Source organism: Paludicola sp. MB14-C6 (genome assembly GCF_030908625.1).
In the GTDB taxonomy this organism is placed as follows: Bacteria; Bacillota; Clostridia; order Oscillospirales; family Ruminococcaceae; genus Paludihabitans.
Map to the genome: position 1 here is coordinate 2907971 of NZ_CP133133.1, position 16124 is coordinate 2924094.

General features: G+C 34.0%; 19 protein-coding genes and 1 riboswitch. Of the genes, 11 read left to right on the forward strand and 8 right to left on the reverse strand.

Going from position 1 to position 16124, the window contains the following annotated elements:
• Positions 1 to 21: 21 nt before the first annotated feature.
• The 3 genes from RBG61_RS13810 to RBG61_RS13820 are packed head-to-tail and all read right to left on the reverse strand — an operon-like array spanning position 22 to position 1555.
• On the reverse strand, positions 22 to 573 hold the full coding sequence (locus tag RBG61_RS13810; RefSeq protein ID WP_307944451.1) for a hypothetical protein: 552 nt from the start codon (positions 571 to 573) through the stop codon (positions 22 to 24).
• Positions 574 to 592: 19 nt separating this feature from the next.
• A complete protein-coding gene (locus tag RBG61_RS13815) occupies positions 593 to 832 on the reverse strand; it encodes a hypothetical protein (RefSeq protein WP_307944453.1) in 240 nt (79 codons plus the stop codon).
• 57 nt (positions 833 to 889) lie between these two features.
• Positions 890 to 1555: a DUF6062 family protein gene (locus tag RBG61_RS13820; protein ID WP_307944454.1), complete on the reverse strand. Its 666-nt coding sequence runs from the start codon at positions 1553 to 1555 to the stop codon at positions 890 to 892.
• 63 nt (positions 1556 to 1618) lie between these two features.
• Between RBG61_RS13820 and RBG61_RS13825 the strand changes: the two genes are divergently transcribed.
• Positions 1619 to 2461, forward strand: a complete 843-nt coding sequence (locus RBG61_RS13825; RefSeq protein WP_307944455.1) for a DNA-3-methyladenine glycosylase family protein — start codon at positions 1619 to 1621, stop codon at positions 2459 to 2461.
• A gap of 77 nt (positions 2462 to 2538) precedes the next feature.
• On the opposite strand, the gene RBG61_RS13830 is transcribed toward RBG61_RS13825, so the two are convergent.
• Positions 2539 to 3756 (reverse strand): YibE/F family protein, encoded by a 1218-nt coding sequence (locus RBG61_RS13830; protein WP_307944457.1) that lies wholly within the window; start codon positions 3754 to 3756, stop codon positions 2539 to 2541.
• Positions 3757 to 3948: 192 nt separating this feature from the next.
• On the opposite strand from RBG61_RS13830, the gene fba reads away from it, so the two are divergent.
• Positions 3949 to 4812 (forward strand): class II fructose-1,6-bisphosphate aldolase, encoded by an 864-nt coding sequence (fba, locus tag RBG61_RS13835; protein ID WP_307944458.1) that lies wholly within the window; start codon positions 3949 to 3951, stop codon positions 4810 to 4812.
• A gap of 69 nt (positions 4813 to 4881) precedes the next feature.
• Here fba and RBG61_RS13840 read toward each other — a convergent pair whose 3' ends face one another.
• From RBG61_RS13840 to queA, 4 genes are all read right to left on the reverse strand, one after another.
• Positions 4882 to 5385: a hypothetical protein gene (locus RBG61_RS13840; RefSeq protein WP_307944459.1), complete on the reverse strand. Its 504-nt coding sequence runs from the start codon at positions 5383 to 5385 to the stop codon at positions 4882 to 4884.
• Positions 5386 to 5535: 150 nt separating this feature from the next.
• Positions 5536 to 6099 carry a manganese efflux pump MntP family protein gene (locus RBG61_RS13845; protein WP_307944460.1) on the reverse strand — a complete coding sequence of 188 codons (564 nt, stop codon included), beginning with the start codon at positions 6097 to 6099 and terminating at the stop codon, positions 5536 to 5538.
• 54 nt (positions 6100 to 6153) lie between these two features.
• The gene (gene tgt / locus RBG61_RS13850) at positions 6154 to 7284 is read right to left on the reverse strand and encodes a tRNA guanosine(34) transglycosylase Tgt (protein ID WP_307944461.1); all 1131 of its coding nucleotides are present in this window, start codon (positions 7282 to 7284) and stop codon (positions 6154 to 6156) included.
• 117 nt (positions 7285 to 7401) lie between these two features.
• Entirely contained in the window at positions 7402 to 8427 is a 1026-nt protein-coding gene (gene queA / locus RBG61_RS13855) for a tRNA preQ1(34) S-adenosylmethionine ribosyltransferase-isomerase QueA (RefSeq protein ID WP_307944462.1), read from the reverse strand.
• A 226-nt stretch (positions 8428 to 8653) separates the two neighbouring features.
• Positions 8654 to 8828, forward strand: a riboswitch (Lysine riboswitch).
• 287 nt (positions 8829 to 9115) lie between these two features.
• Between queA and asd the strand changes: the two genes are divergently transcribed.
• From asd to rpmA, 9 genes are all read left to right on the forward strand, one after another.
• Positions 9116 to 10198, forward strand: a complete 1083-nt coding sequence (gene asd / locus RBG61_RS13860; protein ID WP_307944464.1) for an aspartate-semialdehyde dehydrogenase — start codon at positions 9116 to 9118, stop codon at positions 10196 to 10198.
• A 53-nt stretch (positions 10199 to 10251) separates the two neighbouring features.
• Positions 10252 to 11139: a 4-hydroxy-tetrahydrodipicolinate synthase gene (dapA, locus tag RBG61_RS13865; protein WP_307944466.1), complete on the forward strand. Its 888-nt coding sequence runs from the start codon at positions 10252 to 10254 to the stop codon at positions 11137 to 11139.
• Positions 11140 to 11344: 205 nt separating this feature from the next.
• The gene (dapB, locus tag RBG61_RS13870; protein ID WP_307944468.1) at positions 11345 to 12094 is read left to right on the forward strand and encodes a 4-hydroxy-tetrahydrodipicolinate reductase; all 750 of its coding nucleotides are present in this window, start codon (positions 11345 to 11347) and stop codon (positions 12092 to 12094) included.
• A 39-nt stretch (positions 12095 to 12133) separates the two neighbouring features.
• Positions 12134 to 13372 (forward strand): CapA family protein, encoded by a 1239-nt coding sequence (locus RBG61_RS13875; RefSeq protein ID WP_307944470.1) that lies wholly within the window; start codon positions 12134 to 12136, stop codon positions 13370 to 13372.
• Positions 13373 to 13472: 100 nt separating this feature from the next.
• Positions 13473 to 13937, forward strand: coding sequence for an ACT domain-containing protein (locus RBG61_RS13880; RefSeq protein ID WP_307944471.1), 465 nt, complete (start codon positions 13473 to 13475; stop codon positions 13935 to 13937).
• A 117-nt stretch (positions 13938 to 14054) separates the two neighbouring features.
• The gene (locus RBG61_RS13885; RefSeq protein WP_307944473.1) at positions 14055 to 15050 is read left to right on the forward strand and encodes a WG repeat-containing protein; all 996 of its coding nucleotides are present in this window, start codon (positions 14055 to 14057) and stop codon (positions 15048 to 15050) included.
• A gap of 131 nt (positions 15051 to 15181) precedes the next feature.
• Positions 15182 to 15493, forward strand: a complete 312-nt coding sequence (gene rplU / locus RBG61_RS13890; RefSeq protein WP_307944474.1) for a 50S ribosomal protein L21 — start codon at positions 15182 to 15184, stop codon at positions 15491 to 15493.
• Between the two features lie 3 nt (positions 15494 to 15496).
• Positions 15497 to 15814: a ribosomal-processing cysteine protease Prp gene (locus tag RBG61_RS13895; RefSeq protein ID WP_307944476.1), complete on the forward strand. Its 318-nt coding sequence runs from the start codon at positions 15497 to 15499 to the stop codon at positions 15812 to 15814.
• Between the two features lie 4 nt (positions 15815 to 15818).
• On the forward strand, positions 15819 to 16100 hold the full coding sequence (gene rpmA / locus RBG61_RS13900; protein WP_307944477.1) for a 50S ribosomal protein L27: 282 nt from the start codon (positions 15819 to 15821) through the stop codon (positions 16098 to 16100).
• The last annotated feature ends 24 nt before the right edge of the window (positions 16101 to 16124 follow it).

Sequence of the window (16124 nt, forward strand, 5' to 3'; positions counted from 1 at the left end):
AAGATGTCATCTCCTATGAATTTATTTCAAAATGATGGAGCTTGCGTTGTCAGTAAGAAATTTGCTTGGTAATTGTTCAACCGGAACATTATTATTTCTTAAAATGGTAAGAAGAATACGCAATCCGTCGCAGCCTTCAAAGATATGAAATACTTTTTTGTTGGTGTGTAAACAAACACATTCATATCGATAACTTGTGTTAATAATATCTCCGTATGCAAGGTTATAGGTTCGATAAAAAAACGTGCGAATTGTTAGATGAGAATCATTGATGGTCACTTTACTTGCAAAATACCAATTCATTAATGCAAGACCACTGGTGAAACCAATGATATACAAAAAGATGATGAGTATTGTCCAGCCTTTATAATCAATATATTGGTCAGAAATAAAATCAATAAGCGGAAGGTAAATTAAAGCTTCAATTAAAATTAACCCAAGAACGAAAAACAATAAGGGAACATGAATGATATTTGCATTTTTCGAGCGACGCAGTTTGCTGATGAAAAAAACGGTAACGGAAACTACACATGCAATAGCAATAAATATTAGAACAATACCAAATCTATGCACAAAATCAGCCTTTCTATAATTAAATTTGACATTTTTGAAATACAACAGATATAATTCCTAATATAACAAATAAGCTTAAAAGAAAAATAGATGCTTGCGCTAAACCGGATAATGCAAAAGGTCCGGATTTCGTTACGGGATGGGTAGTAAAAGGTGAGAATTTTTTGAATGAATCTGATTTTTCCATTGTTTCGTATTTTTGGCGTTCTTCTTTTTCCTTAAGCTCTTCCGGCGTCAAGGCATTTTGATATTTTTTCATAATGTGCCCTCCATATGTAATTTATGTAATTTGTTTAATGATAACATTTATTTACGCTTAATTAGAAGATAAAAAGGTAATAGCCCTTTCTAGTGAAGTAAGAATATTTTCATCAGTAATTTCTTGCTTGCTATTGCGATAGTCGAACATTGTTGAGAAAGCGTGAACATCGTTTTTTAAATTTACTAAATAGTTTTTAGTGACTTCGGAAATATCGTTCATAAATGGGATGATTTCCTTTTTATTTAATAAGATTGATGCTTTTTCAACGAGCAAATCATAATGAGAAAAGCAAAAGAAGGGTTGTTCTTTAAATAGTTTACGAAAATCTGAATCAACGGTATATAATTTGATTGTATTATTGATAATATTGTTTAATGCTTCATTGATTTCATTACAAACAAAGCAGGTTTTTGCAGGTGAAGGTAGACTTTTCTTGGTTCTTGGCTGATTCGTTACATGCTTTTTCTCTAATTCGTCTAAATGTGTTTCAAGCATTAGGGCTAGTGGCAACTTTTTCTGCCTTGAAAACATTTTTTTTAAATGGTCAGAACAAAATCCATAATAATTTGTTTGTTGGCGAATATCGGGCTGCATCATAGCATCACCGAGAATATAGCAAAGACAGCGTTCTTCCAACATTTTTTGTAAGTTGCAAATAGGACAGCCACATTTTGGCTCGAAAACATCCTGAATTGGTATTGTATAAATGGATTGAATCATAGTTGACGAACCTCCGGTAATATGGTATGCTTTATAATTAAAATAAAAGCAAAGGAGTATAATGTGAAAATTGCTACAAACGAAAATAACCTTCATTTATCCATATCGCAAGATGATTTGCATATTGTAAACACTCTGGATTGCGGTCAATGTTTTCGTTGGAGAAAACAAGAGGATAATAAAATGACAGGAGTTGTTTTTGACAGAGTTTTAACTTTGAAGCAAACGGATGACGAAGTAATTTTTTATAATACAACGATCAAAGAGTTTAATGATATTTGGAAAGCTTATTTTGATTTAGATACGGATTATCAATCGATAAAAAAGCGATTAATGTGTGATCAACCATTAAAGGCATCTATTGAATATGCTAAGGGCCTTCGTATCTTAAAACAAGATTCATTTGAAGCACTTTGTTCTTTTATCATATCGCAAAATAATAATATTCCAAGAATTAAATCTACAATAGAAAAGTTGTGTGAACGCTATGGAAATCAGCTATCAGAAACAGTTTATGCGTTTCCAACAGCGTCCGTATTGTCACAACTGGAAAAGAAAGATTTACAAGGGCTTTCTTTAGGCTATCGAGATGAATATTTATTAGATTGTGCTAAGAAAGTACAGTCAGGTCAAATCAAATTAGAACAAGTGGGCTCTTTGCCAATTGATGAGGCTAGAGCAGAGTTGCGAACGATAAAGGGTGTCGGCCCTAAAGTAGCAGAATGTGCGTTGCTGTTTGGCTTTTATAAAGTAGAAGCATTTCCGATTGATACATGGATTAAAAAAGTACTATCCTATTATTATACCGACGGTTTTCCAAAAGAATTCAGCGAAATAGCGGGAATTGCACAGCAATATCTTTTTCATTATATACGAACAAGCCCTCAAGCCCCTAAAATAGGGTAATTTATACATAATAATTGTTGCTTTATTATAACAAAAATAAACACAATTGTCAAACTTAAGATGTAAATATATGGATTTTACATAATATCTCCCTCGCAATGTGGGGGATTTTCTTTTTGGCAGTCTATTTCATCTTTTTTTATAACCTTTTTGTGATAGATATATCCAGCTAATATTGAGGTAATTGGGATAGTGAAAAGAATGCCTAAACTGCCAACAAGTGATTGTAATATTTCAACAACTATCATTTCACGATTAAATAATGATAGAAGTGAGCCGGTATTTGCAGTTAGAAGAAGAACGATAGCCAGTGAACTACCAATATAAGCTAGAATTAATGTGTTCGCCATAGTTCCCATAATATCTCTGCCAATGGCAAAGCCGGATTTTACAAGCGAATGGAAAGAGCGATCTTGAACTTTTTCGTTTAATTCAAATAAAGCTGAAGCAATTGACATAGATACGTCCATTGTAGCACCTAATGCACCAATTAAAATTGCCGCATAAATGATTGCTCTTAAATCTATCGGGTTTTCCTCATTGAGCAACAATAAGAACATGGCTTCTTGGTCAACTGCACCTGTAAGAAGCATGATTTTACTCATAAATAACGTTAATAAACCAGTAACAGCAACACCACCAACACACCCAATTCCGGCAACGAGAGATTTCTTATTTGCTCCATTCACAATAAGCAATGTCATAATAATAATAAAAATGCAAATAATATTTGCTAAGGTATAAATATTATAGCCCGTTAAAATAGCAGGAATAAATACAGCAAAGATAGAAAGACAAGTAAATGCAAGTGAAATAATTGTATTAACACCTTTAATTTTACCAAATAGCAAAACAAGTACAAAAAATGCAATGCAAAGCCAAATAAGTGCATTACTTCGATGATAATCTTCAAAAACCCATTCCATGCTTTCGTTATTATTTAAGCTTAAATAAGATAAAATAATGTTATCGCCTTCCTCTACGTCTTTGGGGTTTGTGGCCATCATTCCGTCTATTGTTTGTATGGCAGATATTGTTTGACCTTTATTTTTACCGCTTTTTAATATCGCATTAAAGTGTATGGTTTTATCCACATTGGTTACACCTTCACCAATGGAATACTCATCTAAAGTAACATCAGTGATTTTGGTTATCTTTGCGGTATGTGTTTCAATCTTTTGGACTTTTGCACGGTACTTTGAAGTGTCGCAAAAACGATTTCCAATTACTATAAAAGCAATCGAAAAGGCAATTGTAATGCAATATATAATAATATCTTTGAGTTTACTTTTCATTGTATGTTTGTTCCTACTCTTTCTTTGTTTTATTGTTAGTATAACATAGGTTAGGATTATTATTGAAGAATAGCAATAAAAAAAGTGAAATTGTTTGCTTTTTTAAAGGGTTTATATTATAATAAAATAGTTGACAAAACTATAACAATTAGTTTTGCTAAAGTAAAGTGAATCTTAGGAGGATATGCAATTATGCTAGTATCAGCAAAAGAAATGTTACAAAAAGCTGCAGCAGGTAAATATGCAGTAGGTCAATTTAATATTAATAACCTTGAATGGACAAAAGCAGTTTTATTGACAGCACAAGAAAACAATTCACCAGTAATTTTAGGTGTTTCTGAAGGTGCTGGAAAATATATGGGCGGCTACAAAACTATCGTTGGTATGGTAAACGGTATGTTAGAAGAACTAAACATTACTGTTCCTGTAGCTCTACATTTAGATCACGGCAGCTACGAAGGCGCATTAAAAACAATCGAAGCTGGTTTCTCTTCTGTAATGTTTGATGGTTCTCATTACCCAATCGAAGAAAACATTACAAAAACTAAAGAATTAGTTAGAATCTGTGCAGAAAAGGGCTTATCATTAGAAGCTGAAGTTGGCTCTATCGGCGGCGAAGAAGATGGCGTTGTTGGTGCTGGTGAATGTGCTGATCCTAATGAATGTAAAATGATTGCTGATCTTGGCGTAACAATGCTTGCTGCTGGTATCGGTAATATTCATGGTAAATACCCTGCAAACTGGGCTGGTTTAAGCTTTGAAACCCTTGAAGCTGTTCAAGCAAAAACTGTAGGTATGCCTTTAGTTCTTCATGGTGGTACAGGTATCCCTGAAGATATGATTAAAAAAGCAATTTCTTTAGGCGTTGCAAAAATCAATGTAAATACTGAGTGCCAACTTTCTTTTGCTGCGGCTACTCGTAAATACATCGAAGAAGGTAAAGACCTAAGTGGTAAAGGCTTTGACCCAAGAAAACTTCTAGGTCCTGGTTTTGAAGCTATTAAAGCAACAGTAAAAGAAAAAATGGAACTTTTCGGTTCTGTAAACAAAGCATAGTTTTCACTAATATGTGCAATAAAGGCTGGTAGCGTTATCGCTACCAGCCTTTTGAGTGTGGTTGTAAGATTATTCTTGTATAGATGGACCTTCAATATTTTCAACATGTCGTTCGAGGGCTACATTTACCTTTTCAAGAAACTCTTCCTCTATCAAAGCAATACTTTCAATATGTATTTTACTATTTTCTACAAAAAGAGTATAAGAATCAGTATTGTTTTGTATCGATTTTATTTCATCGAAGGTGTAAGTGCTTGCTTTTCCCCAAAAAGTGGTGCTTGTAAAACTATTTTCGGAAATTAAAACAACTTTTTGGTTTGTTTGACATAGCAAAGCAGCTATACCTAAAATCATAATGAGTAACGAAACACAAAGCCATATTAGATTATAATTATAGCTTGCAAATATATTGCTGATTGCACCAGCAATATTTATTACAATACCAAAAATGGCTAAAGAAAGTGGAAGATGAACAACTGTTTTAAAATTGTTGTCTTTGTTTATGATTTTTCTAATAAAGTATAACAAGATTGCTGCGTCAATGGTAGCTATTATTATTGAAAATATAAGCATAATTTTCTCCTAACAGTTAATTGATTTGTATTGTAAATAGTAACATAAAATTATACATAATTAAACAATACTTTATTAATACATAAAATCAAGCTTAAAAAATTTAAAGGGTATCGTCATTATACGACGATACCCTCAACATATTTTATTCTAAAACCACATGTGTTCGATAAATATTTTTAATCCAATTAGAATTAAAATAGTACCTCCAAATAGCTCCGCTTTCGAATTTAGTTTTGTGCCTATTTTTTTCCCAATATAAACGGCAACAACACTGAATGCAAAAGTGGTAATAGCGATAATTGAAACTGCAAAATATATATTTACATTCCTTATTGCAGCGAAGGTAATGCCAACTGTTAATGCATCAATACTTGTGGCAATTGCTTGCACGAATAAAAGCTTTAAAGTGAAATTAGTAGAACAACTGTCATCGTCACTACCTTTTAATGCATCATAAATCATTTTGCCACCGATGAATACCAATAAAACTAAAGCAATCCAATGGTCGAAAGCTGAAATTTGCTCAGAAAAAACAGAACCTGCATAATATCCAATTAACGGCATCAGTCCTTGGAATAAACCAAACGCAAGCCCAATCGTTAATGCACGTTTTAATCTTGTGTTTTGGAAACACATTCCGTTTGACATGGAAACACATGCTGCATCCATGGAAAGTCCAATGCCGATTAATAAAATTTCAATGAAACTCATTTTGTCATCCAATCCTTAAATAATAAAATAAACGAAAATTTAATTGGGTTATACTTAAATACGTGTATCAAGCAACTCAGAGTATTTTTCTCTGAATTCGTCAAAAGTATCGGTATCTAAAGCATGACGAATTTTCTCCATTAGTGTGTTATAGAAATAAAGATTGTGCATAACAGCTAAACGCATACCGAGCATTTCGTTTGCTTTAAATAAATGACGAAGATAAGCACGGGAGTATTTTTGGCAAGTTGGGCAATCACATTCTTCATCAATTGGCAATTCATCTTCTTGATATTTTGCATTAAAGATATTGCGAATACCGGTCCATGTATTTAAATGGCCATGGCGTGCATTTCTGCTAGGCATAACACAATCAAAAATATCTACTCCACAAGCAACAGATTCAATAATATTGGATGGAGTTCCAACACCCATTAAATAGCGAATTTTATCTGTCGGCATATATGGTTCAACTACTTCAATAATATGATACATTTCTTCTTTTGTTTCACCAACAGCCAAACCACCAATTGCATATCCATCTAAATCAAGCTTTGCAATTTGTTTCATGTGGTCAATTCGGAGGTCATCAAAAGTACAACCTTGGTTAATACCAAATAACAATTGATTTTTATTTAATGTTTCAGGTAAAGAATTTAATCTTGCCATTTCCGCTTTACAGCGTTCAAGCCAACGAGTAGTACGCTCACATGAAGCTTTTGCATACTCGTATTTTGCAGGGTTTTCTACACATTCATCGAATGCCATAGCAATTGTGGAAGCTAGGTTTGATTGAATTTGCATACTGATTTCGGGACTCATAAAAATCTTTTTGCCATCAACGTGAGAGTTGAATGTAACGCCTTCCTCTGAAATTGTACGCAATTTAGAGAGAGAAAATACTTGAAATCCACCACTATCTGTTAAAATAGGGCGTTCCCAACCCATAAATTGATGAAGACCACCCATTTTACGAACAATTTTGTCGCCTGGGCGAACATGCAGGTGATAAGTATTACATAATTCTACTTGACATTTTAAATCTACCAAATCGTGTGAGGAAATTCCTCCTTTGATTGCGGCAGATGTACCTACATTCATAAATGCAGGTGTTTGTACTGTTCCATGAACAGTTTTAAATTCACCACGTCTTGCGGTTCCTTGTGTTTTTATTAATCGATACATTTATTTTACCTTTCTAAATAAAATTTCATATAACTGTTTTATCGTTTATTGTGTAAAGAATTCATGTGCATACACAGTAGCAAACGAATTGACAATTTCTACATTCTGCAATTGAGTTTAAACAATTAACATTGCATCGCCAAAGCTAAAGAAACGATATTTTTCATCAACAGCAACCTTATAAGCATTCATAGTATTATCATATCCACAAAATGCGCTGACTAGCATGATTAGTGTGCTTTCCGGTAGATGAAAGTTGGTAATCAAGCCATCAATAATTTTGAATGGATAGCCGGGATAGATAAAGATATCGGTATATCCATCACAAGCTTTCATCTCACCTTGAAATGTTGCAATGCTTTCCAACGTTCTGCAACTGGTTGTTCCAACTGCAAAAACACGACCACCATTTTTTTTAGTTTCTTTAATTTTGTTTGCAGTTTCTTCATTCATCATATAATGCTCAGAATGCATTTTATGGTTGGTTACATCATCTACTTTTACAGGACGAAATGTTCCTAAACCAACGTGCAGCGTAACTTCGGCAATATCAATACCTTTGTCCTTGATTTTTTGGAGTAATTCTTTCGTAAAATGTAAACCCGCAGTTGGTGCAGCAGCAGAACCTATGTCTTTTGAATATACAGTTTGATAACGCTCTTTATCGTTTAGCTTTTCTGTAATATAAGGAGGCAATGGCATTTGGCCGATTTCATCTAAAACAGCATAGATATTACCTTCACATTGAAATTCAATAATACGGTTGCCATCTTCTTGCACTTCTTTTATCGTACCAATCAGTTTACCGTCTCCAAAAGAAATTACAGCACCCACTTTTGCTTTTTTGCCCGGTTTTACGAGGGTTTCCCATTGATTATTTCCTTTTTGTTCTAATAGCAGTAGTTCTATGTTTGCATCTGTATCGGTTCGCTTGCCGTAAAGACGAGCAGGTAATACTCTTGAGTTATTGATAACAAGTAAGTCACCTTTTTGTAAGTAATCAATCACATCATAGAAATGTTTGTGTTCAATATCACCGTTTTGTCTATCTAAAACCATCAGTCTTGAGCTGTCACGTGGCTCTAAAGGCGTTTGCGCAATTAGCTCTTCGGGTAAATCGTAGTAAAAATCGCTTGTTTTCATAGTTTAACCATCCTTTTTAAATGTTTGAAAAATCAATTTCAAACCAATCCCATTCTTTCTTTATTATTTTATATTGAAATCAAAGATTATTATATAATTAAATTCACCATATGAGTGACAAATATTTCCCGTAAGCATATTGAATTTATACAAAGATTGATTTTGTGTAGGAAAGTAATTGACACATTCTTTCGTAGGTGGTAATATAATGTTATTGTATCAGCAATAATCGGATAGAGGTTGCGGACTTTAATAGTAGATATATGGGAGATTGCCAAAATCGTGAATCATATATCAAAAGGGGGGTTCGCCGAAGGAAGTCGTTGGCAGCGATTATCCTGATTTTGCAGTGAATAACTGTAAGATTGTCATCATACTTATGATGGAGAGCTATCGACTTATTCTACAAGTTTTTTGTAAATTAGTCAACGTTTCTATTATAATATAAGATGAGCCGGTTTTCAACCGGTTTTTTTTATACATATTTACGTTTAAGCAACCTTGATTATTTTTGAAAAAGCTTTGGATTACAGAGCTTGCATAGTATCAAAAGACATGAAACGCAAATTCGTATTAGCCACTAGATGATTATCGGTTTTTTTATAGTGTATAATAATATTTAATTCTTATTATTTAACATTATAAAAAGAGCGAAGCAATAATATAATTTAACGGAGGTATTATCACAATGAAAGATTTTAAAGTAGGAATTATTGGAGCTACCGGCATGGTAGGTCAACGTTTTGCAATTTTATTAGAAAACCATCCTTGGTTTCGTGTAACAACATTAGCGGCATCATCTCGTTCCGCTGGTAAAACTTACGCAGAAGCTGTAGAAAATCGTTGGGCTATGCCAAAACCAATGCCGGAAAAAATGAAAGACATTGTTATTTTAGATGCAACAGCAGATATTGAAAAAATCGCAAGTGAAGTGGATTTTGTATTTTGTGCAGTAGATATGCCAAAAGAGGAAATTAAGAAATTAGAAGAAGCATATGCAAAAGCAGAATGTCCGGTTGTATCCAATAACTCTGCAAATCGTTTTACGCCTGATGTGCCAATGATTGTTCCTGAAATTAACGCAGATCATGCAGAAATTATTGAAGCACAAAGAGCACGTTTAGGAACAAAAAGAGGATTTATTTCTGTTAAATCAAACTGTTCTCTACAAAGCTATGTGCCAGCATTACATCCATTGATGGAAGAATTCGGCGTTAAAAATGTATTAGCATGTACGTATCAAGCAATTTCCGGTGCAGGCAAAACATTTGATACATGGCCTGAAATGGTGGATAATGTAATTCCGTTTATCGGCGGAGAAGAAGAAAAAAGTGAGAAGGAACCTTTGAAAATTTGGGGCAAAATCGAAAACGGTGCCATTGTTCCTGCAACTGCTCCGGCAATTACAACGCAATGTTTACGCGTAGCTTGTACTGATGGACATATGGCAGCTGTATTTGTATCTTTCGATAAAAAGCCAACGATTGAGCAAATTAAAGAAAAATGGGCTGCATTTAAAGGTGAGCCACAAGAATTAAACTTACCTTCAGCTCCAAAACAATTTTTACATTATTTCGAAGAAGATAATCGTCCGCAAACAAAACTAGACCGTGATATGGAAGACGGAATGGCTGTTTCTATTGGCAGACTAAGAGAAGATAGCCAATATGATTATAAATTTGTTTGTCTTTCTCATAACACAGTAAGAGGCGCAGCAGGTGGTGCAGTGTTAATGGCGGAACTATTGGCTGCAAAAGGTTATATGGACTAATTCGAATGGAATTACTACAATGATAGCCGTTCATATTTAAGGAGATGACCTAGATGAAAAAGACAATTTTCACAGGCGCAGGCGTTGCAATTATTACACCAATGTTTGAAGATGGAACAATTAACTATGATAAATTAGGTGAGTTAATCGATTTTCAAATAGAAAATCATACAGATAGTATCATTGTTTGCGGAACTACTGGCGAATCTGCAACAATGACAGACCAAGAGCATATTGATGCGATTGCATATACTGTAAAACACGTTAATGGTAGAATTCCGGTTATTGCAGGTGCGGGTAGTAATGATACAAAATACGCAGTAGAACTTTCTAAAGAAGCAAAGTCACTTGGCGCTGATGCGTTGTTGCATGTTACGCCATATTATAATAAAACATCTCAACGTGGGCTAATCAAACATTTCACAGATATTGCCGATGCAACTGATTTGCCGATTATTTTATATAATGTACCAAGTAGAACGGGAACAAATATTGCAGTTGATACTTACAAAGTGTTATCAGCTCATCAAAATATTGTTGCAGCTAAAGAAGCAAGTGGCGATATTAGCGCAATAGCAAAGATAAAAGCTGCATGTGGCAATGATTTAGCAATCTACTCTGGTAATGACGATCAAATTGTACCGATTTTATCTCTTGGTGGTATTGGCGTAATTTCTGTTTTATCAAATGCGCTACCAAAGCAAACTCATGATATTTGTGAGTTGTATTTTAAAGGTGATGTGAAAGCAAGTGCAAAATTGCAACTAGACTTGTTAGAGTTTATTAATGCATTGTTTATGGATGTGAATCCTATACCGGTAAAAGAAGCAATGAATTTAATGGGGCTTCAAGTTGGTGAATGCAGAATGCCACTTTTAAAGATGACGCAACAGCAAATTCAAAAATTATCAGATGTTATGAAAAAAATAAACTTAATTTAATATTACACCATATGAAATCTGCACACTTCAACTATAAATCGGTTGTACGTTGTGCAGATTTGTGTTATACTAAAATTATGTATACGTGAGTGATATTTTAAGGACATTTGAAAATTTGAATTGCACTTTTTGTAATAATAATGTGATTAAAATGTTGATTCTAAATTGAGATTAAATTCTAATAAAAATAAAGGATGTATGGGGAATGACTAGAATACTTTTAAGTGGTGCAAACGGTCGAATGGGACATGTTATTGAAAATTGTTCCCACAATTTCGAAAACACAAAAATTGTAAGTGGAGTAGATTTAAACAATAAAGAATATGCACTTTTCCCAATACATAAGTCTATTACTGAATGTAGGGAAAAAGCAGATGTAATTATTGATTTTTCTCATCCATCTTGCTTGAATGATTTATTAACATATGCAATTAGCAATAACCTTCCATTGGTTGCGGCAACTACCGGATATAACGAAGATCAAATTGCCCTAATCAAACAAGCATCCAATAAAATTCCCGTTTTTTTTACTTTCAATATGTCACTTGGCGTTAATTTGCTAATTGACCTAGCAAAAAAAGCAACAGCCGTATTGGGAGATCAATTTGACATTGAAATTATCGAAAAACATCATAATCAAAAAATTGATGCACCAAGCGGAACGGCTATTATGTTGGCAAATGCAATTAACCAAACTGCACAAGAAAGATATCAATATGAGTTTGACCGTCATTCTAAACGCCAAAAGCGTCAAAAAAATGAAATTGGTATTCATGCGGTTCGTGGCGGAACAATTGTTGGTGAACATGAAGTGATTTTTGCAGGTCGTGATGAAATTGTAACATTAACTCATCAAGCAATGTCAAAAGACATTTTTGCAGTAGGTGCACTAAAAGCTGCACAATTCTTAAAAGACCAAAAACCGGGGCTTTATAGCATGAGCGACTTGCTATAATCTAATAAAAATAACATATTCAGTAAGGTGGGTAAAAATATGCGTTTTAAGAAAAGTAAAATGAAGCTCACATCAACATATGTTGTTAGTATTGCAATTTTAATTATTGCAATCATACTAACGATTGTCTTAGCAATTGTTAAAGCGATAGGAAAAGATACGGTTAAGCCGGTTGACCAACCAATTTCAAGTCAGGTGGTTTCGTCTCAACAGCAAAAGCCACCAACACCGGCTCCTGCAACGGTAAGACTATTGGGTGTAGGTGATAATTTGATTCATGAAGGAATCTATAATCAAGCACATAAAAGAGCAGGTGGTGTTGGCTACGACTTTACATATGCGTATCAAGAAATGCAAGATATTATTAGTCAGGCAGATATTGCTTCAATCAATCAAGAGACAATGTTAGCATCTATTTTTGCTCCATCTTCTTATCCGATGTTTAATTCACCCCAAGAGCTCGGTAAACATATGTTAAAGCTTGGCTTTGACGTATTTAATCAAGCGAATAATCATAGTATTGATAAAGGGGCAAAAGGTATTATTTCTACTCTTGATTTTTGGGAAACTCAGCAAGCTGCAAAAGTAGTTGGTGTATATCGTAATCAACAAGATGCAGATCATATTCGTACTGTGGAACGCAATGGAGTTGTATTCAGCTTTTTAGGTATGACAGAGCTTACAAATGGTTTGAACTTACCTAAGGATACTGATATTGTTCTTGAAAGAACAATGGATGAAGAAAGAATTCAACAACAAATAAAAAAAGCCAAAACCATTTCGGATGTGGTTGTTGTAAATGCACATTGGGGCGTTGAATATACAAATGTTCCTAATGAGACTCAAAAAGCATTGGCAAAAAAAATGATAACATGGGGAGCAGATATTATATTAGGCCATCATCCTCATGTCATTCAACCTGTTGAATATGTGGAACGTCCCGATGGAAGTAAGGGCGTTGTGTGTTATTCTCTTGGAAATTTCATTTCAGCTCAAGAGTATGGGCCAAGAATGATTGGCGGTATGCTGGATGTTACTGTTGAAAAGAATTTTGAAACCAAAAAAATCGAGTTGAAACAAGTTCATTTCCTACCTGTGGTAACACATTATGGCGCAAATTATACTAATATAAAAGTCTACCCACTTTCTAAATATACAAAAGAGCTTGCATCTTCACATGGAGTACGAACAAGAACAAAAGAATTTAATTATGATTATATTGAACAACTCGTTAAAAAAGTAATTAACTCTCAGTTTTTAACTTCTGATTATCAATAGAAATGAAAATTTGCTCGTTTCATTCTAGTTAAAGTAAAACTAACAGCTTTATTTACAATGCACATAAAGAGTGAACATCACAGGAAGGAACGGATATTTTATGAAAGTAATCAGCCAAGTAAGTATGACTGAAAATGTAGCAGTGGTCACTTTAGAAAATGCCCCAGCAAACATTCAGTTTTTGTCACATATTTTTGACGTAACTGCTAAAGCGGGAATTAACGTTGATATGATTTCTCAAACTGCGCCAAAGGGCACACACAATACAATTTCTTTTACTGTAATTGATACAAAAGTACCTGATTTATTGAAGGTAGTAAATCAATTGCATTTAGAAGTTCATGATATAAAACCATTAGTGTCAGTTGGAAATGTTAAAATCTGCTTATTTGGTGAAGAAATGCCGAGTAAGGTGGGGGTTGCTTCTGATGTATTTAATCGATTAAATGAAGAAAAAATCGATATTTTATTAATTACAACATCAGATGTTGATATTTCTATTGTAGTACAAAGCGCAGATAGTGAACGTGCTTATACTATTTTAAAAGCTGCTTACGAGGGATAAAGCATAGTATGATGCATATAATGAAAACAAGTTAAAAGCCATTTATTTTATATCGAGTTTTAGCTGAATCAATTTATCTAGCATGATAATACTCTGTAGATATGGGTGGGTTAAAAGATGAAAAGGGTTTGTAGTTTTGTTTTTGTTATTTTAGCAATTTTCTCATTGGACTCTTGCAAGCATAACCCAAAACCGAATAGTTCATCGCAAACCTCTTCTTATATGTCTTCATCTGAAGCTTCTGCTTCAAGTCAAGAAGTCGTTACACATGACGTTGATTCCGACGCAAAGGCTGCCTTTTCCCTACAAGGAGCCATGCTTTCCCAAATTGCTGGAATTCGCACAAGTGAAAACACAAAAACGACTGATCGCTATGTTGTTGTAACAAAAGATGATTTGTATGGTTTAGTAGATTACAACGGGGATATTGTACTACCAATTAAGTATAAAGACATTCATCTTTGTTATGAAGGAATTATAGCAGACGGCAAAGTTATGTCCAATGACTTAAAATCTTCAAAGGAACATTTAGGTCATGGTGTAGAGCATCCGATTTTTGTCTGGGACACCGTAACAAATAAACCATATAACACTTATATTGATGTAGCACCGATTAGCCAAGAGATGATATCTTCAATTCCAGTCCCTGTTCAAAGTGTTACAATAGAATCCAATTTCAAAGAAGATTATACTGAATATAGCGTAACTTCTTATCGTGGATTATATGGATTTATGACAAAGGGTAAGTTAATTACTCCGTTAGTTTATGAATGCGTTCATCCGTTTTCAGATGGCTTAGCTGCTGTAAAAAAAGATGGGGTATGGGGTTATATTAATGAAACGGGTAAGGTAGTGATTCCTTGCCAATTTAGCGATTTGTTTGAGGCAAATATACGTTTTGGCTCAAACTATTACGAAAAAGAAATTCTATATAATTTTTCAAGTGGGTATGCAGCAATCACAAAAGGCGGTAAATGGGGTTATATTGATAAAACTGGCAAAGAAATAACTCCATTTATCTATACCAGAGCAATAATGCCATATCAAGGAAAAGCTTGGGTGTATAATGCAAATGGGAACTGGATTGTTATTGATTTAAACGAACAATTATAATTGTAAAATAAATATTGACAATTATAGCTATGTATGATAAAATAATAAAGCCGCATGTGTAGGGTTTTTTAAGTCAAGCTTTTAGCTTGCCCCGTGAACAGCGAGATTAAAGAAAAGGCAGGTGCCTGTAAATGTACGCTATTATTGAAACTGGTGGAAAACAATACCGTGTTAACGAAGGTGATGTAGTATTCATCGAAAAATTAGACGTGACTGAAAACGAAGCTGTTACTTTTGGTAAAGTAATCGCTGTTGGTGGTAACGACGGTATCAAAGTTGGAACTCCTTATGTTGATGGTGCTGAAGTAAAAGCTACTGCAATCAAAAACGGCAAAGGAAAGAAAATTACTGTTTTCAAATACAAACCTAAAAAAGGTTACAGCCGCAAAATAGGTCATAGACAACCTTACACTAAAGTAAGAATTGAATCTATCAAAGCTTAGTTTATGATTCATGCTGAATTTTATTTGAAAGATGAAGTCTTAATTGGATTTAGTGTAAAAGGACATGCAGGTTATGCAGACTTTGGACTAGATATCGTTTGTGCTTCTGTTACTTCTGCTGTGGAGTTAACCGCAAATGCAATTACTGAAATTTTGAAAGTTCCTGCAACAGTAGGAGTTTTCGAAAATGAAATAAGGCTTTCATTACCCGATTGTGATAACAGTAGCGCAGTTGACTTTTTAAAAGCATTGCGATTACATTTAGAATTACTATCACAAGATTACAAAGATCATATTCGATTAACCGACTTGGAGGTGTAATGTTATGTTAAGACTTAATATGCAATTTTTTGCACATAAAAAAGGTGTAGGTTCTACAAAGAACGGTCGTGACTCTGAGTCTAAACGTTTAGGTGTTAAACGTGCTGATGGACAATTTGTTCTAGCTGGAAACATTCTAGTTCGTCAACGTGGTACTCATATTCACCCAGGTGAAAACGTTGGACGTGGTTCCGATGACACACTATTTGCAAAAGTTGATGGCAAAGTAAAATTTGAGCGTTTAGGACGTGACCGCAAAAAGGTTAGCGTATACGCTGCTCAATAACAAATAGTTTATAAAAAGTGTGCT